At 68.1% G+C, this 22,175-nt stretch carries 20 protein-coding genes and 1 riboswitch; of the genes, 9 read left to right on the top strand and 11 right to left on the bottom strand.

Going from position 1 to position 22,175, the window contains the following annotated elements; all coding sequences use genetic code 11:
* Positions 1-3 precede the first annotated feature (3 nt).
* Genes thiS through thiD form a run of 3 tightly spaced genes read right to left on the bottom strand, consistent with a single transcriptional unit; the run spans position 4 to position 1,914 of the window.
* Positions 4-198: a sulfur carrier protein ThiS gene (gene thiS, locus PIJ50_RS08085; RefSeq protein ID WP_271974267.1), complete on the bottom strand. Its 195-nt coding sequence runs from the start codon at positions 196-198 to the stop codon at positions 4-6.
* The gene (locus PIJ50_RS08080; protein ID WP_271974266.1) at positions 182-1,129 is read right to left on the bottom strand and encodes an FAD-dependent oxidoreductase; all 948 of its coding nucleotides are present in this window, start codon (positions 1,127-1,129) and stop codon (positions 182-184) included. The genes thiS and PIJ50_RS08080 overlap by 17 nt, the downstream gene beginning before the upstream one ends.
* Positions 1,126-1,914: a bifunctional hydroxymethylpyrimidine kinase/phosphomethylpyrimidine kinase gene (thiD, locus tag PIJ50_RS08075; protein WP_271974264.1), complete on the bottom strand. Its 789-nt coding sequence runs from the start codon at positions 1,912-1,914 to the stop codon at positions 1,126-1,128. Before thiD ends, PIJ50_RS08080 begins: the two co-directional genes overlap by 4 nt.
* A 70-nt stretch (positions 1,915-1,984) precedes the next feature.
* A riboswitch (TPP riboswitch) is annotated at positions 1,985-2,089 on the bottom strand.
* A gap of 245 nt (positions 2,090-2,334) precedes the next feature.
* Here thiD and PIJ50_RS08070 point away from each other — a divergent pair.
* Genes PIJ50_RS08070 through PIJ50_RS08060 form a run of 3 tightly spaced genes read left to right on the top strand, consistent with a single transcriptional unit; the run spans position 2,335 to position 4,537 of the window.
* A complete protein-coding gene (locus tag PIJ50_RS08070; RefSeq protein WP_271974262.1) occupies positions 2,335-3,252 on the top strand; it encodes a sulfurtransferase in 918 nt (305 codons plus the stop codon).
* Positions 3,252-4,376, top strand: a complete 1,125-nt coding sequence (locus PIJ50_RS08065; RefSeq protein ID WP_271974261.1) for a YeeE/YedE thiosulfate transporter family protein — start codon at positions 3,252-3,254, stop codon at positions 4,374-4,376. Before PIJ50_RS08070 ends, PIJ50_RS08065 begins: the two co-directional genes overlap by 1 nt.
* Positions 4,373-4,537 carry a hypothetical protein gene (locus PIJ50_RS08060; RefSeq protein ID WP_271974259.1) on the top strand — a complete coding sequence of 55 codons (165 nt, stop codon included), beginning with the start codon at positions 4,373-4,375 and terminating at the stop codon, positions 4,535-4,537. The genes PIJ50_RS08065 and PIJ50_RS08060 overlap by 4 nt, the downstream gene beginning before the upstream one ends.
* A gap of 1 nt (position 4,538) precedes the next feature.
* Here the strand turns inward: PIJ50_RS08060 and PIJ50_RS08055 are convergent, their stop codons facing one another.
* From PIJ50_RS08055 to PIJ50_RS08045, 3 genes are read right to left on the bottom strand one after another with little or no spacing between them, the layout of a single operon-like run.
* Positions 4,539-5,882 (bottom strand): efflux transporter outer membrane subunit, encoded by a 1,344-nt coding sequence (locus PIJ50_RS08055; RefSeq protein WP_271974257.1) that lies wholly within the window; start codon positions 5,880-5,882, stop codon positions 4,539-4,541.
* Complete coding sequence (locus PIJ50_RS08050) at positions 5,879-8,986, bottom strand: multidrug efflux RND transporter permease subunit (RefSeq protein ID WP_271974256.1); 3,108 nt, start codon at positions 8,984-8,986, stop codon at positions 5,879-5,881. The genes PIJ50_RS08055 and PIJ50_RS08050 overlap by 4 nt, the downstream gene beginning before the upstream one ends.
* Positions 8,986-10,140: an efflux RND transporter periplasmic adaptor subunit gene (locus PIJ50_RS08045; protein WP_271974254.1), complete on the bottom strand. Its 1,155-nt coding sequence runs from the start codon at positions 10,138-10,140 to the stop codon at positions 8,986-8,988. Before PIJ50_RS08045 ends, PIJ50_RS08050 begins: the two co-directional genes overlap by 1 nt.
* A gap of 205 nt (positions 10,141-10,345) precedes the next feature.
* On the opposite strand from PIJ50_RS08045, the gene PIJ50_RS08040 reads away from it, so the two are divergent.
* Both PIJ50_RS08040 and PIJ50_RS08035 read left to right on the top strand, forming a co-directional pair.
* Positions 10,346-11,833, top strand: coding sequence for a SulP family inorganic anion transporter (locus PIJ50_RS08040; protein WP_271974253.1), 1,488 nt, complete (start codon positions 10,346-10,348; stop codon positions 11,831-11,833).
* A gap of 68 nt (positions 11,834-11,901) precedes the next feature.
* Entirely contained in the window at positions 11,902-12,972 is a 1,071-nt protein-coding gene (locus tag PIJ50_RS08035) for an AbrB family protein (RefSeq protein WP_271974251.1), read from the top strand.
* Here PIJ50_RS08035 and PIJ50_RS08030 read toward each other — a convergent pair.
* Complete coding sequence (locus PIJ50_RS08030; protein WP_271974249.1) at positions 12,939-14,387, bottom strand: MDR family MFS transporter; 1,449 nt, start codon at positions 14,385-14,387, stop codon at positions 12,939-12,941. The genes PIJ50_RS08035 and PIJ50_RS08030 overlap by 34 nt on opposite strands.
* A gap of 132 nt (positions 14,388-14,519) precedes the next feature.
* Between PIJ50_RS08030 and PIJ50_RS08025 the strand changes: the two genes are divergently transcribed.
* Positions 14,520-15,263, top strand: coding sequence for an SDR family NAD(P)-dependent oxidoreductase (locus PIJ50_RS08025; protein ID WP_271974247.1), 744 nt, complete (start codon positions 14,520-14,522; stop codon positions 15,261-15,263).
* Here the strand turns inward: PIJ50_RS08025 and PIJ50_RS08020 are convergent.
* On the bottom strand, positions 15,254-16,288 hold the full coding sequence (locus tag PIJ50_RS08020) for a P1 family peptidase (protein ID WP_271974245.1): 1,035 nt from the start codon (positions 16,286-16,288) through the stop codon (positions 15,254-15,256). The two genes, PIJ50_RS08025 and PIJ50_RS08020, sit on opposite strands and share 10 nt — an antisense overlap.
* A 282-nt stretch (positions 16,289-16,570) precedes the next feature.
* Here PIJ50_RS08020 and PIJ50_RS08015 point away from each other — a divergent pair, with 282 nt between their 5' ends.
* Positions 16,571-18,133 carry a GAF domain-containing protein gene (locus tag PIJ50_RS08015; protein WP_271974243.1) on the top strand — a complete coding sequence of 521 codons (1,563 nt, stop codon included), beginning with the start codon at positions 16,571-16,573 and terminating at the stop codon, positions 18,131-18,133.
* A 55-nt stretch (positions 18,134-18,188) separates the two neighbouring features.
* Positions 18,189-18,530 (top strand): PRC-barrel domain-containing protein, encoded by a 342-nt coding sequence (locus PIJ50_RS08010; protein WP_271974242.1) that lies wholly within the window; start codon positions 18,189-18,191, stop codon positions 18,528-18,530.
* Here the strand turns inward: PIJ50_RS08010 and PIJ50_RS08005 are convergent, their stop codons facing one another.
* A complete protein-coding gene (locus PIJ50_RS08005; RefSeq protein WP_271974240.1) occupies positions 18,531-18,929 on the bottom strand; it encodes a DUF1178 family protein in 399 nt (132 codons plus the stop codon).
* A gap of 24 nt (positions 18,930-18,953) precedes the next feature.
* Positions 18,954-19,373, bottom strand: coding sequence for an NUDIX hydrolase (locus PIJ50_RS08000; RefSeq protein ID WP_271974239.1), 420 nt, complete (start codon positions 19,371-19,373; stop codon positions 18,954-18,956).
* 305 nt (positions 19,374-19,678) lie between these two features.
* Here PIJ50_RS08000 and PIJ50_RS07995 point away from each other — a divergent pair, with 305 nt between their 5' ends.
* Entirely contained in the window at positions 19,679-20,488 is an 810-nt protein-coding gene (locus PIJ50_RS07995) for a hypothetical protein (protein WP_271974237.1), read from the top strand.
* A gap of 8 nt (positions 20,489-20,496) precedes the next feature.
* Here the strand turns inward: PIJ50_RS07995 and PIJ50_RS07990 are convergent, their stop codons facing one another.
* Positions 20,497-22,173 (bottom strand): glycosyltransferase family 61 protein, encoded by a 1,677-nt coding sequence (locus PIJ50_RS07990; protein ID WP_271974235.1) that lies wholly within the window; start codon positions 22,171-22,173, stop codon positions 20,497-20,499.
* Positions 22,174-22,175 lie beyond the last annotated feature (2 nt).

Genomic DNA, 22,175 nt, shown 5'->3' with positions numbered 1-22,175 from the left:
GGATCAGCCTCCCTGCATGGGGGCCAGCACTTCCAGCGCGGCCCCTTCGGTCAATGGGGTGGTGGCGCGCAGGCCCGCGGGCACGAAATCGCCGTCCAGCGCGGTGGCCAGCTTGCCGGTGAAACCGGCCTCTTCTAGCACGGCGGCGACGGTGGTGGCCGACACCTCGTGCAAGGTGCCGTTAATCGTGATCTTCATCCATGAACTCCGGTGTCTGGCCCGTGGTGACGTAGTCGGCGACCATCCGCGCCACGGCGGGCGCCAGAAGGAAACCGTGACGGTACAGGCCGTTGGCGTGGATCGTGTCGCCGATGCGGCGGATCCGGGGCAGGTTGTCGGGAAAGGCGGGGCGGGCCTCGGCGCCCAGTTCCAGCACTTCGGCCTCGGCGAAGGCGGGGTGCAGGGCATAGGCGGCCGACAGCATCTCCAGCACCGCGCGGGCGGTGACGGGGCCGCGATGATCGGACTCCACGGTCGTCGCGCCCAGCATGTAGACACCGTCGCCGCGCGGCACGATGTAAAGCGGGATGCGCGAATGCAGCAGCCGGACGGGCCGCGACAGGGTCACGTCGGGGCAGCGGATCACCAGCATCTCCCCCCGCACGCCGCGCAGGTCGGGCAGCCGGTCACGTGCGGCAAGGCCCCGCGTGTCGATCAGGCGGCCGGTGGGGTCCGCACCGAAGGCGACGCCCGCCGCCGAAAGGTTGGACGACAAGGTGGCCAGCGCCACGCGGGGCGTCAGATGCGCTTCCTCGGCAAAGAACAGCCCGCGTGGAAAGCGGGACAGGTCGGGCTCCACCTCCTCCGGCGCGATGTCTTGGTGGTGGGTGGTGCGGCGGGCAAAGCGGGCCAGTTCCGCCCGGTCGCGTGCGGGGCTGAGGACCAGCGTCCCGTTCCGCGCCACCGGCACGCCCTTCGCCTCCCACCAGCCGGCAGCGGTCTGGCCGTGGCGGATCACCGGCTCCTCGGCGGCTTCCCCCTCGCAGAACGGGGCGAGCATGCCGCCCGCATACCAGGAACACGCCTCCGGCCCCGCGGCGCGCCCGGCGATGCGGACGGGAACGCCGCGCGCGGTCAGTTCCGTGGCGATGGTCAGACCCATCACCCCGGCACCAAGGATGGTGATCATGCCCACACCTCGTGGAAATGATGAACGGGGCCGTGGCCGCGGCCGATGCCCAGCCGGTCGGCGGCGGCGATCGCGCCCTGCAACCAGCGATGCGCGCGGGTGACGGCGGCGTCCATGTCCATCCCCTGCGCCAGCCCCGCCGCGACGGCGGCGGACAGGGAACAGCCGGTGCCATGCGTGTTGCGCGTGACGATGCGCGGCGCGGTCAGGCGCAGCACGCCGTCCCCCACCAGAAGGTCGGTGCAGACGGGCCCTTCGGCATGGCCGCCCTTCATCAGCACCCAGTGGGGGCCAAGGGCGCGCAGGGCATGGGCCTGCTCCAGCATCTCTGCCTCGGACCGGGCCACGGGGGCGTCCAGAAGGCGGGCGGCTTCGGGCAGGTTCGGGGTCAGAAGGGTGGCACGGGGCAGAAGCCCGGCGATCAGCGCCGCCACCGCCCGGTCGGGCAGCAGGGCCGCCCCCGATTTCGCGATCATCACCGGGTCCAGCACCAGCGGGCGGTCGGGCAGGGCGGGGGCCAGGGCAGCGATCGCCTCGGGCCCGCCGACCATGCCGATCTTGATCGCGCCGATGTCGATGTCGTCCAGCACCGCGTGCAGTTGTGCAAGGATCATCTCAGGGTGGACAGGGTCGACCGCCGCCACGGTGCGGGTGTTCTGGGCCGTGATCGCGGTCAGGACGCTGGCGCCATAGACGCCCAGGGCCGAAAAGGCCTTCAGGTCGGCCTGGATGCCCGCGCCCCCGCCGCTGTCGGAACCGGCAATGGTCAGTGCGGCCTTGGTCATGCGTCTCCTCCGCGAAAGGGGCATGACGGACGGGGGCTGGCACATGACGGACCTGTCCCGGGGGGACAGTGTCGATGGTCCACTCGTTCCCTCCGCCGGCATGACCCGGATCAGGTTCGATGGGTCGATGCCAAGCACCTCTCAGCCCCGTGACGGGACACCCCAACAAGCGTTCGACGCAAAGCTATGCAGTTGCCGATGGGCCTGCAAGACAAATCGTGAAAAGGAACACGAGTTCACAAAATGACGCTTCAGCGGAAGGATGTTCGCAGGTTTCCCGTTTGCGGGGCCAACATTCGGTCGCGTTGCCTATGCGGAAAACGTCCATCGCAGCGGGGCCTTTTCGCCCAAACGGACAGGCCTTGCGATCCGGCGGCAAAGAGATGACATGAGGGGCAACCCACCAGACGGGACATCCACATGAAGACGTTTCTCCTTTCCGCCCTTGCCGTCGCCGGCTGGGCCACCGTGGCGTCCGCCGCACCCTTCGGCCCGCTTCTTGCCCCCGGAGAGGTCGCGGGATCGGGATCGCCCCTGATTCTCGACATCCGCGAGACGGGGTATGACAAGGGCCACATCGAAGGCGCGGTGTCCGCGCCCTACGCCCTGTTCCGCGGCCCCGCCGCCAACCCCGGCGAACTGGTCCCCGAAGACGAGCTGGAAGCGACCCTGCAATCCTTGGGCGTGACGCTGGACCGGCCCGTTCTGGTGGTGCACCAGGGCAAGGATGACAGCGATTTCGGCGCGGCGGCGCGGGTCTACTGGACGCTCAAATCCTCGGGCGTCAGCCAGCTGGCCATCCTGAACGGCGGCATGAACGCGTGGCGCGACGCGGGCCTTCCCGTGCAGACCGAGGCGGTGACCCCGCTGCCGTCGGACGTGGACATCACCTTCTCGGACCAGTGGCTGGCCACGGAAGGGGAGGTTGATGAGGTTGTGGCCGGCGACAAGCCCGCCGCGCTGATCGACGCCCGCCCGCCGGCCTTCTTCGAAGGGCAGCAGTCGCACCCCGCGGCCGACCGTCCGGGCACCCTGCCGGGGGCCGAGAACGTGCCCCATTCCGTCTGGTTCGACGGCACGCCGCGCATGGGCGATGCGGGCAGCGCCAAGGCCGTGGCGGCGAAGCTAGGCTTGGACCAGCAGCCCGAGGTCGTGGCCTTCTGCAACACCGGCCACTGGGCGGCCACCGAATGGTTCGCCCTGTCGGAACTGGCGGGCCTGCCGAATGTGAAGCTCTATCCCGACTCCATCGTCGGCTACAGCCATGGCGAAGGTGAGATGGCCAACGTGCCCAGCGCGATGGACAACTTCCTGCGTCAGATCAGGGGTAGCAACTGATGACGGCGATGACGGCGGCGGCGCCCGCAGGGGTGGGCGCGAAACGGGGGCTTCTGGTGCTGGGTGCGCTGGGCGCCGTCGTGGCAGTGACGCTAACGGCGGGCGTGCGCTATGGCCTGTTGCTGGCGATCGGCCTTGGCATCGGCCTCGTGCTGGAAGGCCTGCGCTTCGGCTTTGCCGGCCCGTGGCGGGCGATGATCCTGCGGAGGGAGCCTGCGGGCCTTCTGGCGCAGCTTCTGGCCATCGCCCTTGTGGCGATCGTGGCCTTCCCGATGCTGAGCACGCATGGCGCCGAACTTTCGGGCGCGCAGGCGCCCATTGGCTTTGCCATGGTGGGCGGGGCCTTCGTCTTCGGCGCGGCCATGCAGATCGTGCTGGGCTGCGGGTCGGGCACGCTGGTGAACGCGGGCAGCGGCAACCCCGTCAGCCTGCTGGCGCTGCCCTTCTTCTGCATCGGCAGCTTCTTCGGGGCGCTGAACCTTGTCTGGTGGACGGATCTGGGATCGCTTCCGATCCTGGTACTGCACGGGACCACGGGGCTTGCTGTCACGCTGGGCCTTCTGGCGCTTGTGGCCGTGGTGGCGCTGGCCATCGCCGCCCCCGGAACCCGGCGCATTCCGGCCCGGCTGATCGTGGCGGCGGCGCTGCTGGCGGCGCTGGCGCTGGCGAACCTTGTCGTGGCCGGGCAGCCCTGGGGTGTCGTCTACGGCTTGGGGCTGTGGGTGGCCAAGGGGGCGACGGCGCTGGGCGCGGACCTGTCGGGTTCGGCCTTCTGGTCGGCCCCGGGCAACGCCGCCCGCGTGGGGCAAAGCGTGCTGACCGACATCACCTCGCTCACCAATTTCGGGATCATCGGCGGGGCGTTCCTGATCGTTGCGTGGAAGCGGGGCGGGTTGTCGCAGCCCTTGCCGAAGCTGCCGGCCCGCGCGTGGATCGCGACGGTGGTGGCGGGGCTGCTGCTCGGCTATTCCTCGCGGCTTGCCTTTGGCTGCAACGTGGGGGCGTTCTTCTCCGGCATCTCCACCGGCAGCCTGCACGGCTGGGCGTGGTTCGTGGCCGGTTTCGCGGGCAGTCTGGTGGGCGTCCGCCTGCGCCCGCTTCTGGGGCTGGAGGGTCGGGCATGACGCGGCACCTGACGGCAGGCCTCGCGCTGGCCTTCATCCTAGGCGTGGTGGCGCTGGACGCCACGGGCGCCCCGCCCAACCCCTACAAGGCGCCCGCGGCGCTGGCCTTCGGGTCGGGGCTGCCCACCTCGGGCGGGTTCTGCGGCGCGATGCCCAAGTGACCTAGAGGGCCGGATAGGCGCCGGCCCCCAGCGCGATCTGCAGCGTGGCCCAGTCCACCGCCTGATCGCGCAGCGCCGAGGCGAGGCTGAGCCGCGCCGAGGCCAGCGAACGGTCCGTGTCCAGAAGATCCAGCAGCGACAGGGCCCCGGCCTCGAAGTTCTGCTGCGACAGGTCCAGCGCCCGCTGGTAGGAATTCACCGACCGGTTCAGCAGCGCCACGCGCCGTCCGTCGCGGCGGAAGGTGCTGTTGGCCGATTGCACATCCTCCACCGCGTCCAGCACGCTTTGGCGCCACGCGATCTCGGACTGGCGCGCCTCGGACGCGGCCTCTTCCCGTGCGGCGCGCAGTTGCGGCTGGTTCAGGATGGCCTGCGCGATCGAAGGCCCGAAGCTCCACCCGTTGCTGCCCCCTTCGGACACGGAACCGGACAGCGTGACCGACGGATAAAGCTGCGCCGTGGCCACCCCGACCTGCGCCACGGCCTGCGCGAACTGCCGTTCGGCCTGCCGCACGTCGGGCCGGTTGCGGACCAGATCGGCCGGAATGCCGATGCCGCCCGTGTCGCGCGGATAGGGTTGGGGCGCACCCCGCTGCATCCGCGCCACCAAGGGCTGCGCGGGTTCGGCCAGAAGCGTGGCCATGGCATAGACGTTGGCGAGGAAGTTCGCCTCCAGCCCCGGCAGGTCGGCTCGGGCGCTGTCCAGAAGGGCCTGGACCTGAACCTCGTCCAACTCGGTCGCGGCCCCCGAGGCGCGCTGGTTCTGCGTGATCTCCAGCGTGCGCTGGCGGCTGGCGATGGTCTTGCGCGTCAGTTCCAGCGCGTTCTGGTAATAGCGCGCGTCGATATAGGCCCCGAGGATGGAACTGAGATAGGCCAGCCGCGTCACGCCCACATCCGCCTGCGCCGCCCCCAGGTTGGCCAGCGCCGCCTGACGGGCCCGGCGCACGCCGCCGAACAGGTCGATCACGAACTGCGCGTTCAGCGTGGTGCCGGACTGGGTGGTAATGGGTTGCAGATCGCTGCCGCTGCGATCGCTGCTGAAGGTGGCGCTGCCGTCCACGGCGGCCGACAGGCCGGTCTGGCGCAGCGCCGCGTTCGCCGCCGCGATGCGTTCGTTGGATGCGGCCAGATCCAGGTTCTGCCCCAGCCCCCGCGCCACAAGATCGTTCAGCACCGGATCGCTGTAGCGGGTCCACCAGCGGCGCGACGCCACCTCGCCGATCGGGCCGGCGCTGCTTTCGGCGAAGGTGGAAGCGAGACGAATCTCCGGCGCCTTGTAGTCGGGCCCGACCGCGCAGCCTGCCGTGGAGAGCATCAGCAGGACAAGAAGGGGACGGGTCATTGAGTCTTTCCTTTGCGCGAAAACAGTCGGCGGACGCCGACAAAGAAGGCGGGCACCAGGAAGATGCCCAATGCGGTGGCCGAGGTCATGCCCCCCAGCACCCCGATGCCGATGGCGTTCTGCGCCCCGGCGCCGGCCCCGGTGGCGGTGGCCAAGGGCACAACCCCCAGGATGAACGCGAACGAGGTCATGAGGATCGGGCGCAGGCGCTGGCGGGCGGCTTCCAGCGTCGCCTCGATCAGCCCCTTGCCCTGCTTTTGCAGGTCGACCGCAAATTCCACGATCAGGATCGCGTTCTTGGCCGCAAGGCCGATGGTCGTCAGCAGGCCCACCTTGAAATAGACGTCGTTCGATTGCCCCATCAGCAGCGCCGCCCCCAGCGCGCCCAGCACCCCCACCGGAACCGCCAGCATGACCGAGATCGGGATCGTCCAGCTTTCGTACAGCGCCGCCAGGCACAGGAACACCACCAGCACGGAAATGGCGTAAAGGAACGGGGCCTGCGACCCCGACAGCCGTTCCTGATAGGACAGCCCCGTCCAGGCGGATCCGTAGCCGCCGGGAAGTTCGGCCACCAGCTCCTCCATCCGGGTCATCGCCTCGCCGGACGACACGCCTTCCACCGGCGCGCCCTGAATCTGGATCGCGGCACTTCCGCCATAGCGGCTGAGCGAGGCCGGAACCGTTTCCCAGCTGAGCGAGGCGAAGGACGGGAAAGGCACCATCTCTCCGTCCGAATTGCGGGCGTGCCAGCGCTGCACGTCGTCGGGCTGCATCCGGAACGGGGCGTCGCCCTGCACGATCACGGGGCGCAGCTCGCTCCCCATCTCAAAGTCGTTGACGTTGCGCCCCGAGAAGATGACGCTGAGCATGGCGTTCACGTCCGTCAGCGTCAGGCCGTAGCTTTCGGCCTTCTGCGCGTCGATGTCGATGCGCATGGCGGTCCTGTCCTGATCCTCGTTCCCCTGAAGGTTGGTGATCTGGCCGTCGGCCTCGGCGTTGGCGACAAGCTGGTTCGCCGCCTCGCGCATCGCTTCCAGCCCTTGGCCGGACTGGTCGATCATGTACATCGAGAAACCCGCGCTGTTGCCCATGCCGGGGATCGCCGGGGGCTGCATGACCTGCACCGTGCCGCCGCGCAGCGTCTTGCGGAAATGCGCGTTCGCCCGCTGCGCCACGGCGGCGGCGCCCAGATCCGGGTCGTCGGCGCGCAGGTCGAACTCCTTCATCTTGACGAAGATCATCCCGCTGTTCTGCGAATTGCCGCCAAAGCCGAAACCAAGGGCCGCGAAGGTGCTGGCGATGGCGTCGCTTTCCCTTGTCAGAAGATACTCCTCGGCCGTTTTCATGACGGCGTTGGTCTGGGCGCTGGTGGATCCTTCGGGCAGGCGCACGCGCACCATCAGCGATCCCTGATCCTCTTGCGGCAGGAACGAGGACGGGATGGCCGTGAACATCGCCCAGATGAGACCGACCACCGCCAGAAGCGCCGTCAGCGCCAGGAACGGCCGCTGGACCAGCCGGCGGTTGATGCCGACATAGCCGTTGGTGAAGCGGTCGAAGTTGCGGTTGAACCAGCGCGCGGGCGCGATGCCGCCCCCGTGGTTGCGCGGGCGCAGCAGCGTGGCGCACAGGGCCGGCGTCAGGATCAGCGCCACCAGCACCGACAGCACCATGGCCGAGATGATGGTGATGGAGAACTGGCGGTAGATGATGCCCGTCGATCCGCCGAAGAAGGCCATGGGCAGGAACACCACTGACAGGATCAGGCCGATGCCCACAAGGGCGCTGGTGATCTGGCCCATGGATTTCTCCGTCGCCTCCACGGGACCCAGGCCTTCCTCCTCCATCACGCGTTCGACGTTTTCCACCACGACGATGGCGTCGTCCACCAGAAGGCCGATGGCCAGCACCATGGCGAACATGGTCAGCGTGTTGATGGAATAGCCCAGCACCGACAGCACGCCGAAGGTGCCCAGCAGCACGACTGGCACGGCCAGCGTCGGGATCAGCGTGGCGCGCCAGTTCTGCAGGAAGACGAACATCACGATGAAGACCAGCACGATGGCCTCGATCAGCGTGTGCTCCACCTTCTCGATCGACAGTTCCACGAAGGGGGAGGTGTCGTAGGCATAGGCGATCTCCACGCCTTCGGGGAAGGCGTTGGCAAGGCCCGACAGGGTGGCGCGGACGGCGGCGGCGGTTTCCACCGCGTTGGCCCCCGTCTGCAAGTTCACGCCGAAGCCCGCCGCGTTGGACCCGGAAAAGCGGCTGTCGCGGCCGTATTCCTCTTGCCCGATCTCCACCCGCGCGACGTCGCCGAGGCGGACGGCGGCCCCGTCCTCGCCCGTCTTCAGCAGGATGTTGCGGAATTCGTCCACCGTGGTCAGCTGGCTTTGGGCCGTGATCTCGGCCGTGAACTGCTGGCCGTCCGTCACCGGCTGATCGCCCAGCGAACCGACTGTGACAGTGCTGTTCTGCGCCGACACGGCGCTTGTCACGTCGGCGGGGGTCAGCTGATACTGCACCAGCCGGTCGGGATCCAGCCAGACCCGCATGGCATAGCCCGATCCGAAGACGTTGATGCCCGACACGCCCGGCGTGCGCTGGACGGGGCCTTCGACGGTTTCCTCCAGCATGTCGGCCAGTTGCAGGGCGTTGTAGGTGTTGTCCTTGGACACCAGCGCCCCCACCATCAGGATGGAGGTGGTGGACTGCCGCACCGTCACGCCGTCGTCCTGCACCACGTCGGGCAGCTGGCTCGTGACCCTTTGTAACTGGTTCTGCACGTCCACCTGCGCGTCGTCGCCGTCCACGCTGTCGTCGAACACCATCGAGATCGACGAACTGCCCCGGGACGAGGAGGACGTCATGTAGAGCAGCCCGTCGAGGCCGGTCATCGCATCCTCGATCACCGTGGTGACGGAGTTCTGCACGGCTTCCGCCGAGGCGCCGGTGTAGCTGGCCGAGATGCGGACCGTGGGCGGCGACACCTCGGGGTATTGCGAGATGGGCAGGGTGGTGATGCCCAGCACGCCGAAGAGCATCGTGACGATGGCAAGGACCCAGGCGAAGACGGGGCGGTGGATGAAGAAACGGGCCATCAGTTCGCCGCAGCCTCGACGATGCCCGTCGGCGAAACCTGCACCGCGACCGGGGTGACGGCGGCGCCTTCGGACACGGCCTCAAGATTGTCGACGATGACCTGCGGCGCGTCGCCCAGCCCTTGCGTCACGATCCAGGCGTTGTCGCTGCTGCCCACGGGGGTGACGTTGACCTGCGCGGCCTTGCCTTCGGCGTCCACGGTCCAGACGCTGATCGTGCCGTCGGGTTCCAGACTGGCGGCCAGTTGCGGGATCAGGAACGCGTCCGCCGTACCCAGCGTGACCGAGGCACGCACGAACATGCCCGGCAGGATCAGGCGTTCGGGGTTGTCGAACTCGACCCGGATGCGGATCGTGCCCGTGGTGGTTGACACGGTGGAGGAGATGGCGACCACGGTGCCCGTGCCGTCATACACCTCTCCGTTCTCCAGCCGGATGGAGATGTGGAGTTCATCCCCGGGATCCATGTCGCCGTTGGCGATGCGGGTGCGCGCCTGAAGCATCTGCGAACTGGCGGCCGAAAGGTCCACATAGATCGGGTTCAGCGTCGTCACCGTGGTCAGCCCGTCGCTTTGCCCCGAGGTGACCAGATCGCCGACCGAGGCTTCGGGAATGCCCGCCACCCCGTCGATCGGGCTGGTGATCGTGGTGCGGTCCAGGTTGATCTGGGCGGTGTCCACCGCGGCCCCGGCCCGGCTGACGGCGGCCTGGTCCTGCAGAAGCTGCGCGCGGGCGGTGTCCAGGTCGGCCTGCGTGACGCCGGTGCCGACCAGCCCTTCGTAGCGTTTCACGGTGGCCTCTGCGGCGGGAAGGGCGGCCTCGGCGCTTTCCAGATCGGCCCGGGCCGAATCCAGTTCGGCCTGATAGCTGCGGGGGTCGATCCGGAACAGCGGTGCGCCCACCTTTACTTCGCCCCCCGGCTGATAAAGGATGTCGGTGACGATTCCGTCCACCAGCGGACGGATTTCCGCCTCGCTTCGGGCTGCGGCCTGACCGGTCAGCGGAACGGTAACGGGGACCGCCTCACGATGAAGGGTGACCACACCCACCGGAAGCGCGGCCGGCGCGGCGGGGCTTTGGGCGGCCGCCGGAAGGGCCATCAGAACACCGGCCATCGCCAGAATGCCTGCGCGGATGCGTGGGTGTGCGGTCATGTGTCGTGTTCCCGATTGATGGTCCCTCCCAGAACCATACGTTTGATACAGAATTTTCCGTCGCTTCGCAGGCATGACATTTCATCGCATCTGCGTGATCGACGCCTTCCCCCATGTGCGGCGGCCCATCCGGTCGATGGTCGCAGGAACGCCGACCCCTCGCAAGGGCAGACCGGACCATTGTCGTAGAGGATCCGAAAGACCCATGACACAATCCGCAACCGCCCCTCACCGGGGCCAGGACTCGCCCTCGGCGATGTCCGTCCTCCGCTCGCCCGCCGCCCTGACACGGGAAACGCTGGCGGGCATCGTCACCGCGCTGGCCCTTGTGCCCGAGGTGATCTCCTTCTCGTTCATCTCGGGCGTGGACCCGAAGACGGCGCTGGTCGCGTCAGTGGTGATGTGCCTGATCCTTTCGGTGATCGGCGGGCGTCCGGCCATGGTCACGGCCGCCGCCGGATCCATCGCGCTGGTGATCGGGCCGATGGTGCACCGGTATGGCGTGGGCTACATCCTGCCCACGGTCCTGCTGGCCGGGGCGATCCAGATCGCCTTCGGGCTGGCGGGGCTGGCGCGGCTGATGCGCTTCATCCCCCGGTCGGTGATGATCGGCTTTGTGAACGCGCTGGGCATCCTGATCTTCATGGCGCAGGTGCCGCATGTGCTGGGCGGATCGCCCGCCGTCTATGCCATGCTGGCGCTGACGCTGGCGATCGTGCTGGTGCTGCCGCGCCTCACCACCGCCGTGCCTTCGGCCCTTGTGGCCATTGTGCTGGTCACGGCCATCGCCGTGTTCGCGGGCATCGACGTCCCCAATGTGGGCGGAGAGGGGGAGATGGCCCCCGGCCTTCCCGGTCTGACCCAGCTGACCGTGCCCCTGACGATGGACACGCTGGCGATCATCTGGGCGCCGGCCCTTTCGGTCGCCTTCGTGGGCCTGCTGGAATCCCTGCTGACCGCCAAGCTGGTGGACGAGATCACGGACACCCGGTCCCACAAGGGGCAGGAATCCTGGGCGCTGGGCGTGGGCAACATCGCGGCCGGGTTCTATGGCGGGATCGCGGGCTGCGCGATGATCGGCCAGACGGTCGTGAACGTGAAGATTGGGGGCGGGCGCAGCCGCGTGTCCACGATCGTCGCGGGGCTGGTGCTTCTGCTGCTGGTCACGGGGCTGTCGGCCGTGATGGCGCGCATTCCGATGGTGGCGCTGGCGGGTGTGATGATGGTGGTGGCCGTGCAGACGATGGACTGGCATTCCGTCCGGCCCGGCACGTTGCGCCTGATGCCGCTGCCCGAAACGCTGGTCATGGCGGCCACGGTGGTGCTGACGGTGGTCACGCACAACCTTGCCATCGGCGTCATCGGCGGCGTGGTTCTGGCGGTGATGTTCTTTGCCCGCCGCGTGGCCCATGTGATCGACGTGCGGCGCCTGTCCGACGGCGCGCGGTACGAGGTGGAGGGACCGCTGTTCTTCGGCTCCTCCAACGACCTGTTCGAGCAGTTCCGCTATGCCGAGGATCCGGCCCGCGTCACCATCGACCTGAGCCGGGCGCAGATCTGGGACGCCTCCACCGTGGCGGCGCTGGATTCGGTGCGCACGCGCTACGCCGATCACGGAACCGAAGTCGCGTTCGAGGGGCTGGACGCCCGCAGCGCCGCCTTCCATGACCGCCTGACCGGGCGTCTTGGTTGACAAGACGGGGCCATCCTGCCGTAACGGGCAGGGCGGCCCCAAGGGACGTCTTGCAGAAGGATCAACGGATGAACGGCCGCTTTGCCCTGGATCATTGGCCCATCGCCCGGCGCTGGGCCGGAATGATCACCTTGGCGCTTGCGGCCGTCATCCTGTTCGAGCTTCTGCAGTTCCCGGCCGCCCTCCTGCTGGGGCCGATGGCCTCCGCCATCTTGTTCGCCACGCGGGGCGGGGCCGTGCGGGTGCCGCAACCCGCCTTTCGCGGCGCGCAGGTGTTCATCGGGCTGATGATGGCCTCCAGCATCCCGCTGGATCTTGTGGCAGAGTTGCGGACGGAATGGCCCGTCTTCGTGTCGGGCATCCTGTTCAGCGTCGTGGCGGCGGGCATCCTTGGCTATTTCATGACGCGGGCGCGGCTGTTTCCGGGCACGACCGCGATCTGGGGGTCCTCTCCGGGGGCGGCGGCGGCCATGGTGCTGATGTCGGAGGCTTACGGCGCCGACATGCGGCTGGTGGCCTTCATGCAGTATCTGCGCGTGGCCTGCTGCGCGGTGGTCGCGACGGTGCTGGCGCGGACGATGGGCCTTGACGCCTCGGCCCCCGCGCATGAATTCTTTCCGCCGCTGCCGGTGGGACCGGCGGCGCTGACAGTGGCTGTGGCGGTGGGGGTGTTCCTTCTGGCGCAGCGCGTCCGCATTGCCGGGGGGCCGCTGGTGCTGGCGCTGATGGTGGGGATCGGGATGAAGGCGCTGGGCCTGCCGCTGGTTTTGCCACCGGCACTTCTGGCGGTGTGCTATGCCATCCTCGGCTTCGGTATCGGCCTGCGCTTCACGCCGGAGGTGGTGCGCCACGCCGCTCGGGCCTTCCCGCGCACGCTCGCCTCCATTCTGACGCTGATCGCGGCCTGCGCGGCCTTTGGCTACCTCTTGCACCTTGTGGCGGGGGTGGATCTTCTGACGGCGCTTCTGGCGACCAGCCCAGGCGGGGCCGACACGGTGGCAATCATCGCCGCCTCTCCGGGGATGAACGTCGATGTGCCCTTCGTGATGACCATGCAGGTGGGCCGGTTCCTGTTCGTAGTGCTGACCGCACCCACGCTGGCGCGTTACCTTTCCCGGGGGGCGACGCCGGGCGCGTGATCCATGCGGACGGTGCGCAACGACAGCGCCGCCACCAGCCCGACCACCGCCATCGCCGCCGCGCCCAGATAGACGCGGGAAAAGGCGTGGGACCACTGTTCAGGCGTCGCCTGCTGCAACGGGTCCATCCCCGAAGCCAGCACCGCCCCGTAGATGGAGATGGCGAGCGCCGCCCCGCCCATCCGCGTCAGGGTGACCGACCCCGTGGCCGCGCCCACGTCGCGGCGGGGGGCCGACAACTGCACGCCCAGCACGGGGGATTGCTGGCCCAGCCCGATCGCCACGCCTTGGCCCAGCAGGACCAGCGCGATGGCCCACAGGGGTGTGCCCGCGCCCATCTGCGACAGGATCAGCAGCATCACCACGCTGATGGCGGTGCCGGTGACAAGAACGGGCTTGTAAATGCCGCTTCGCGCGATCAGCCGGCCCGCCGCCAGGGATCCCGTAGCGATCCCGCCCGTCACGGCGATGAAGAACAGCCCCGCATGGGCGGGCGACAACCCCGTCGTCATCTGCAGGAACAGCGCGTGGAAGTTCACCATCCCGATCGCCACCCCGCCCGAGGTCATGGAGACGATCAGCAGCCGCGGATAGACCGGGTCCCGGAACAGGCCGAGGGGGAGGATGGGCTCCGAGGCCCGACGCTCGATCCCCAGCCAGAGAAGGGCGGCCACCAGCGCCACCACCGGTGGCACCAGCGCGGCGGGGGCGAAGAATGATCCGAAGATCTGCCCGCTGTCGGCCCAGACGACCAGCGCCGTGATCGCCGCAGCCAGGGTAGCGGCGCCCGCCCAGTCGATGATGGGGCGGCGGTCGGGGCGGATGCGCGGCAGCAGCAGATACAGTCCGACCAGCGCCGTCAGCGCGATGGGAAGGTTCACGAAGAAGATCGACCGCCAGCCCAGATGGTCCGTCAGCACGCCGCCCACGGTGGGCCCGACGCTGCCCGACGCCATGAGGACGAGGCTGGAGAAGCTCTGGTACCTCGCCCGTTCGCGCGGTTCGAACAGGTCGCTGTTGATGGCGAAGATGGACACCATGATCCCGCCGCCGCCCAGGCCCTGCAGCACGCGCGCCGCGATCAGCTGGTTCATCGATCCCGCCGCCGCGCAGGCCAGCGATCCGGCCGCAAAGATCGCGACCGCCGTCATCATGACGTATTTGCGCCCGAACAGATCGCCCAGCTTGCCATAGATCGGCATGATGGCCGCCGTCGCCAGCAGATAGGCCGATCCGACCCAGCTGAACCGCTCCATCCCGCCGAATTCCCGTACGATGGTGGGAAGGGCCGTCGACACGATCTGGTTGTCGAGGGTGGAGATGAACATGCACAGCATGAGAAACGCGAAGACCACGCGGCGCTGCCGGTCGGACAGGCCCAAGCCATAGGCGGGATCGGAGGGTGTGGGGGGCATCGGCAGGAAACCTTTCGCAGCGCCGATCAGTGGGGCAGCCCGCGCCCCCTGTCAACGCCCGCTGGCCCCGAAAAGGCTTTGCGGGCCGCCTATCCGCGCCTAGGCTGCGCCGGACGCAAGAAGGAGAGCATGATGAAAACCGTTCTGATCACGGGCGCCACCGCCGGGTTCGGCCGCGAAACGGCCCGCCGCTTTGTGGCCGGTGGCTGGAAGGTCGTGGGCACCGGCCGCCGTGCCGAGCGTCTGGAGGAGCTGTCGGACGAACTGGGCGCGGGATTTCACGGCGTGGTCTTCGACGTCACGGACGTGGCCGCAATGCGCGTGACCCTTGGCCGCCTGCCCGCCGAATTCGCCGCGATCGACCTTCTGATCAACAATGCAGGCCTCGCGCTGGGCACGAAGCCGGTGCCGGAGGTGGAGCTGACCGACTGGTTCACCATGATCGACACCAACACCAAGGGCCTTGTCGCCATCACGCAGGAGGTTCTGCCCACGCTGATTGAACGGCGCGGCGGGATCATCAACCTGTCCTCCATCGCGGGGAACTGGCCTTATCCGGGCGGCAACGTTTATGGCGCGACCAAGGCTTTCGTGAAGCAGTTCAGCCTGAACCTGCGGGCTGACCTGCATGGCAAGGGCGTCCGCGTGACGTCGCTGGAACCCGGCATGGCCACCAGCGAATTCACGCTGGTCCGCACCAAGGGCAGCGCCGAGGCGCATGACAAGCTGTATTCCGGCGCGAATCCCCTGACGTCCAAGGATCTGGCCGAGACGATGTGGTGGATCGCCAACCTGCCGCCCCACATGAACGTCAACTCGCTGGAGGTGATGCCCGTCAGCCAGTCCTTTGCCGGGCTGAAGGTGCATTACGATTGAAGAAAGGGCAGGGGCACGGGCAGGGCGGGGACGGTGGCCGTCCGCGCCTCGGCCGTGTTCCAGCCGGTGGTCGTGGTCGCGGCAAGGAGGGAGTTGAGGATCGCCTCCTCCGTCGCCTCAATCGCGGCTTCGAACAGGGGCGACATCGCGTCGTTCGAAAGCTCCGGCCACGCGGTCAGGGTGGCGCGGCGTTCGGGGGTGCGGCGCAGCGCCTCGGCCGTGGAAAAGGCCAGCGCGTAATCGCCCGACCCGTTGGACAGCGCTGCCCCCGTGCGGGCCAGACCGCCGAAGGCGCGTTCCGCCAGCCGGCGCAGATTTCGGTCCGACAGCGGGGCGTCCGTGGCCACAACGATCATGATCGACCCGTCCCGGTCGTGCTTCGGGTCGGACGCGACGGCCCGCCCGTCGATCTTCAGCAAGCCGCCGAAGTTGCTTTGCACCAGCACGCCCAGCGTCCACCCTTCCACCACGCGGGAGGAGGTGCCGATCCCACCCTTCAGCCCGAAGGCCACGGTGCCGGTGCCCGCGCCGACGGCGCCTTCGGCCACCACGCCGGTTCCGGCGGCGGTCAGGGCGGCCGCAATCTCGTCCACCGTGGGGCGGCCGGCGCGGATGTCGTTCAGGCGGCTGTCATTGGTTTCGCCCACCACCGCGTTGACGGAAGTCACGCGCTCGTTCCCCGGCTGTGACAGGGTCCAGTTCACCGACGCCTCGATCGCGCGGCCGGTGGCGAGGGTGTTGGTCAGAAGGATCGGGGCCTCGATCTCCCCCAGCTCCTGGATCTGGGTGGCGCCGGCCAGCTTGCCGAACCCGTTGAGGATGGCGAGCGCGGCCGGCGTCTTGTCCTGAAACAGGTTCCCGCCATGGGGAAGGATGGCCGTGGCGCCCGTGCGGATGCGGTCGCCTTCGCGCACGGTGGAATGGCCGACCCGCACCCCCGCCACGTCGGTGAAGGTGTTCCGCGGGCCCGTGGGATGGCGGCCGATGGACAGGCCAAGGTCGCGAAGGCGGGGACGGTCGGTCATGGGCAACTCCTTGCAGGACGCTGCCGGGGTAACGGGCCGCCCCGAAGGCTGCAACCCTAGAGAACGAAGACCAGGATGAGGATGACAACGGCGGCGGCGGCCAGAAGGGAATAGCGCATCACGCACCTGCCGTATGGGGTTGGACGATCGTGCGGGGCAGATTATCTAGCGTCATGCGTTTTCCTTTTCGCTTGCGCCCGGCCAACGAAGCCGGGCAAGAAAATGTTCCTGTTGCCTTTCGGAGTGCCCTTGTTGCCCAGCGTCACGGATCGCCTCGACGTCTTGAACGCTCTCGGGATTCTGGACACGCCCTCCGAACCGGAATTCGACAACATCGTCATCGTGGCGCGGTCGCTGTGTCAGGCGCCGGTGTCGCTGATCAGCCTTGTTCACAAGGAACGGCAATGGTTCAAGGCGCGGTCGGGCTTTGATCCGCACGAAACGCCGCTGAACCAGTCCGTCTGCCTGCACACGCTGGCAGCGGGCGATCTGCTGGTGGTGCCGGACCTGACGTTGGACCCGCGCACCCACGACAACCCGCTTGTGACGGGCGACCCGCATCTGCGCTTCTATGCCGGGGCGCCGCTGATTCTGGACGGGGTCGCGATCGGCGCGCTGTGCGTGATCGACAAGGTGCCGCGGCCGGACGGGCTGACGCCGGATCAGGGAAAGGCCCTGATGGCGCTGGCCGAACAGGTCGTGTCCCAAATCCGCGCGCGCGACCGCGCCCGCCGTTGGCTGGCCGAGATCGAGGCCCAGAACGCCCTTCTGCGCGTGTCGGCCGACCATGCCACCGCGCTGATCCGGCTAGGCGACCGGTTGCAGGGCCTGTCCTCGCAAGAGGCGGTGGTGGAGGCGGGATCGGCCATCATGGCCGAAACGCTGGGCGCCACGCGGGCCGGCTTTGGCATCGTCGACCCCGAGCGGGAGGCCGTGGTGGTGCATCCCGAATGGCGCGCGCCGGGCGTCACCTCGTTGTCGGGACTGCACCAGCTGCGCCATTACGGCAGCTTCGTGGACGATCTGAAGCGCGGCGAACTGGTCATCATACCCGACGTGACGACGGATCCGCGCACGGCGGCCAAGGCCACGGCGCTGTCGGCCATCGGGGTGCGCGTGCTGATCAACGTGCCGGTTCTGCAGCATGACCGCCTCGTGCTGCTGGGCTTCGTGCATTACGACTGGCCCCGCGCGCTGAGCGATCACGATGGGACTTTTATCCGCAATGTGGCCGACCGGATCCAGGCGGCGATCCTGCAACTGCGCGCGGTGGAAGACCGGCGCATCATGAACCGCGAACTAGGCCACCGGCTGAAGAACACCTTCGCCATGATCACCGCTATCGCCCGCCAGACCTTCGGCGGGCAGGACCGCGAGGCGCTGAAGAGCTTCTCCTCGCGTCTGGTGGCGGTGGGGGCGGCCTATGACCTTCTGGCGCATGAACGCTGGCAGGCGACGGATCTGGCGTCCGTGGTGGGGGCGGCGATCCAGCTGGCCGGCGGCGAAAAGCGGATGACCGCGACCGGGCCGCGCGTGGCGCTGGGGGCGGACGCGGCGATGACCGCGTCGATGCTGCTGCACGAGTTGACGACGAACGCGCTGAAATACGGCGCCCTGTCCCTTCCCGAAGGTCAGGTCCGGATCGACTGGAACGTGGAAGGCGACAGCGTCACGCTGACCTGGATCGAGACGGGCGGCCCGGCGGTGGTCCCGCCCACGCGGAAGGGCTTCGGGTCGCGCATCGTGTCCATGGGGTTGGCGGGCGATGGCGAATCAGAGGTGGACTTTGCCCCCGAAGGCCTGCGGGTCCGCGTCCGTGCCCGCCGCGACAAGCTGGAGCCTTGAGGGGAACCGCCCAAGCACCTGCCCGTTGATTCCCCGCAATCGACGGAGGACCATCATGGCCAGCAGCACAATCTCCAGCCGCGACGTGAACGGGACGGCGGTCTACAGCCCGACGGGCGATCATCTCGGGCAGATCGACCATCTGATGATCGACAAGAAAAGCGGGACAGTCGCCTATGCCGTTCTGGGCTTTGGCGGCTTTCTGGGCCTGGGCGAGGGGCATCATCCCGTGCCGTGGCAGAAGCTGCGCTACGACACCGAGCGCAACGGCTTTGTCACCGACCTGACGAAGGATCAGCTGGAAGGGGCGCCCGCCCGCACGGACGGGTGGCAGGACAACCGCGACTGGGCCACGAGCTTCTACGGCTATTACGGCGTGGCGCCCTACTGGATCTGATCAGTTCGTGCGGCGCGTCGGCCGGAAGGGCAGGGGCGCCACGGGAATGCCGTCTTCAAGAAGCTGGCGCGCCTCGTCCAGGTGCGCTTCGCCGTGGATGGACCGGGCGGGCGCCTCGCCCTCGTGCATCCGGCGCGCTTCGGCGGCGAAGTTCATGCCGACATAGTCCGAATTTGCCTCCACGTGCCGTTTCAGGTCGGCGATGGCCTTTTCGCGGTCGGATGGGGGCTTGGGTGCCATGCCCAGCGACGGGGCCATCATGGCCTTTTCCACACGGGTGCCGCCACAGTCGGGGCAGGTGACATGGCCTGCGGCCTTCAGCGCATCAAAGGCCGCAGCCGACTGGAACCAGCTTTCGAAGTCATGTCCCTGTTGGCACTTCAACGCGTAACGGATCATCCACCACCCCCGTGACCGCAGGCCCTAGTCCCGCGGCGGAACGAAGCCGGCGATCAGGGCTGCAAGATCCGGTTCGTGCACCTTCTGCGCCGCCACGGCAAGGTCGAACCACTTGCGGCGGCGCTGTTTCCGTTCGGGATAACGTTTGGACAGGCCCGTGACGCGCATGGCATGCACGTCGACCTGGCAGGGCAGAAGGACCTCCCGATCCGTGGCACGGAACTGAACCTTGTCATACTGGTAGCGGCCGATCCAAGCCCCTACGCGGCCGGTGACGCCGGCTTCCTCCCACGCCTCAATCGCGACGGCCTTTTCGTCGGTGTGGTCCGTCATGGGCCAGCCCTTGGGAATCACCCAGCGGCCGGTTTCCCGGCTGGTGATCAGCAGAATCTGAATCGCGCCGTTCTTCTTGCGCCAGCAAAGACCGCCCAATTGGCGCTGCATGGCGCTTCCCGCGCATATGTTCAGATCGGGCTTCATCCGATGGAAACTCCAGTCTGGACGCGGTGAGATTCATTAAAATGAGCATCATGACCGGCTTGGCAAGGGAGGAACGGGTCAATTTCCCCCAACTATTTGAAATTGTTCGATCAAGATTTCATGCCCGCAGGTTTGTCGTGGTCAGTGGGGCCGAAAGCCTCATTAACGCGCGAAAGGGTGAACAAAAAGTTAGCGCCGGGCGCGCCGGTCCCATCCCGCCTTAACCCGTTTCTTCCTAGCCTCTGCGCATCTGGAAAATGGAGGCATCAATGCTTGGGATACAAGTGGGTCTGACGCCCTCGTCCTTTCTGTCGGCGGCCGGTGCCCAGCCCTGGACGCCGGCGCGGCTGGACGGGGTGGCCGCCTGGTTCGACGCGTCCGATCCCGGCACGATGGTGCTGGACGCCGACCGCCGGGTGCAGCGCTGGACGGACCGCGTGGGCGGGCTGGTCTGGTCGCAGGCGACCGCGGCGGCGCGGCCGGTTTTCAACCCTTCGGCCCGCAACGGGGGGGGCGGCCTCGTGCTAACCGGCGGGCAGTTCATGACGGGATCCAGCGGCGCGCTGCCGCTGGGCCAAACGCCGCACACGCTGCTGGTGGCCGGGCATTCGCAGGGGGCGGACACGCAATATGGCGGCATCATTGGCTGGGGCGGGCAGGCCAAGGGGCAGTCGCGCACCCTTCAGGTGCGTGCCAAGAACACCGAGATCGGCATCTCCTTCTATCAGGTCGACATCGCCTCGGCGAGCAGCTGGTCCGGCACCGAACGCACCGTGATCCATCAGATGTCCGGAACGCCGGGCAACCTGTCGGGCCGCTTCTTCATCGACGGCGAACTGAATGGCACCCATGCCATCACGGGGATCGAGACGGTGGAGGGCGGGTCGTCCTTCGGTGCGAACCTGACCAGTCAGTCGACCACCGTGGCGGGCTTCCTGACCCAGCAGGTCGTCATCTGCCGCACCGCGATTTCCGACGCGGACCGCCAGCGGCTGGAAGGCTGGGTGTCCTGGACCTCGGGCCGCGCGGGGGCGGAGTTGCCCGCGACTCATCCGTACAAGACGGCCCGGCCCATGTAGGGGCGCGATCAGGGGCCGATGCCCTCCGCGCTCCACCCCTTTTCCTCTAGGAAGGCTTGGGCCCTGCGGGGGCCGGCCTGCAGAAAGGCGGCCAGCGCCTCCTGAAACACCGCGTTGTTGCGCGCCTTGTGCGCGACCGTCATCGCCCGTTTCAGCAACGGAAGCCGACGGGGCGCCAGATGCAGCGCGCGCCGCAGGTGCAGCAGCGTGTCCTCGGGCGTGGGGGCGCAGTTTGCGTGCCAGACATGGGTGTCCGCGTCGTGGAAGATCAGCGTTTCATGCCGCGCCAGCGCCTCACGCAGAGGGTCCGCCTGCCCCTCGCTGTTCAGGGCGCGGCACTCCTCCAGCGCCCGTTCCGCCATGTCGGGCACCAAGTGCGCGTGGATGCGTGAGGCGAGGACGTCCACCGCAAAATCCGACATGCTGACCCCGCGTAACCCGTGCTTGGAGTAGATGGGCAGGGCGCTCGGATCGGGAAAGTCGTGATCCATGAAGGCGTGCAGGTAGAACGCGCCCGCCGACAGGGCCAGCGGGTTGAAATCGCCATAGCGCGACAGCAGGGTCTGGCAGTTCGACAGCTCCACCGTCAGGCAGCCGGGGGGCACGAACAGCATGTTCGTCATTCCCGCGCCGTGCAGCGTCACGAGGCATTCGGCGGACGCCACGGTGGCCGCCTGTTCGCGCACGGTCATGTCTTCGAAGAACACCGTCTCGAACCCCAGGGGGGCGAGGCGGTCCAGAAGCCGCTCCTCCCCCAGCACGCCGCGCACGCGGTCGGACCGACGCTTGACATACAGCCGCCGCTTCCGGTCGGGCGAGCCGATGCGGGCGTGGACATGGCGGCGCAGGGCGTCCACCGGCTCTTCGAAGCTGTTGGCGGCGGCGGCATAGACGCCGCGGCGGTCGGGGTCGCGCGCCACGGGGGGATCGTTCGCCGCCTCGATCCCCGGCACAAGGGCCGCCTGATAGCGGAAATGCGCGGTGTCCAGCGCCACGAGCGACCGGCCATAATTGCCCCAACCGCGCCGGATCTCGATCCGCGGGACGAGGTCGGGGAACCACGTGTCGATCAGGTTCTGCACGAAGCCCGCCGCCTGCGCGCGCGAACCGGTGGCCAGAACGATGGGGCCCGTCAGCCCATACCGTTCCACCAGCGTCAGCAGGGGGAAGGATTCTTTCGTGAAGTGATAGAAGTTGCCGAAGTTCTTCACCTCGATCACGAAGGGCAGGTGGCGGACATCCTCGGTCGCGACCGGCAGGGGCGCCGTGTTGCGGGCCGCGCAATCGTTCAGATAGGCGATCAGCGCCTTGTCCGGGGTCAGGCCGTCCACCGTCGGGCCGGCGGCGGCGTAGCGGTTGCGCACCCTCGTCCCCCCGGCGGAACTGAGGAAGTATTTCCCGCACACCGTCAGATGATTGCTCATCATGCCCACGTCGTCGGCCACGCACAGAACGGTGGGAAACGCGACACCCTGCGCCCAAAGTCGCGTCTGGCGGACGCCCAGCCACTCGCCAAAGGTCCGCAGCCGCTGTTCCACATCCGTGACCAGCGTCAGCCCCTCGGTCTGCAGCGGGGGAATCAGGCGCGGGGTCAGGTCCTCCGCCCGGACCAGCGCGAAGCCGGGGTCGAGGCCGGGGATGAAGAAATCCGTGGGAAGGGCCTTGGCAATCTCAGGGGTGGACATTG

This window comes from Falsirhodobacter sp. 20TX0035 (genome assembly GCF_028307215.1).
Taxonomy (GTDB): domain Bacteria; phylum Pseudomonadota; class Alphaproteobacteria; order Rhodobacterales; family Rhodobacteraceae; genus Falsirhodobacter.
The sequence above is the reverse complement of the archived record's forward strand: the minus strand, read 5'-3'. Positions and strand labels throughout refer to the sequence as shown.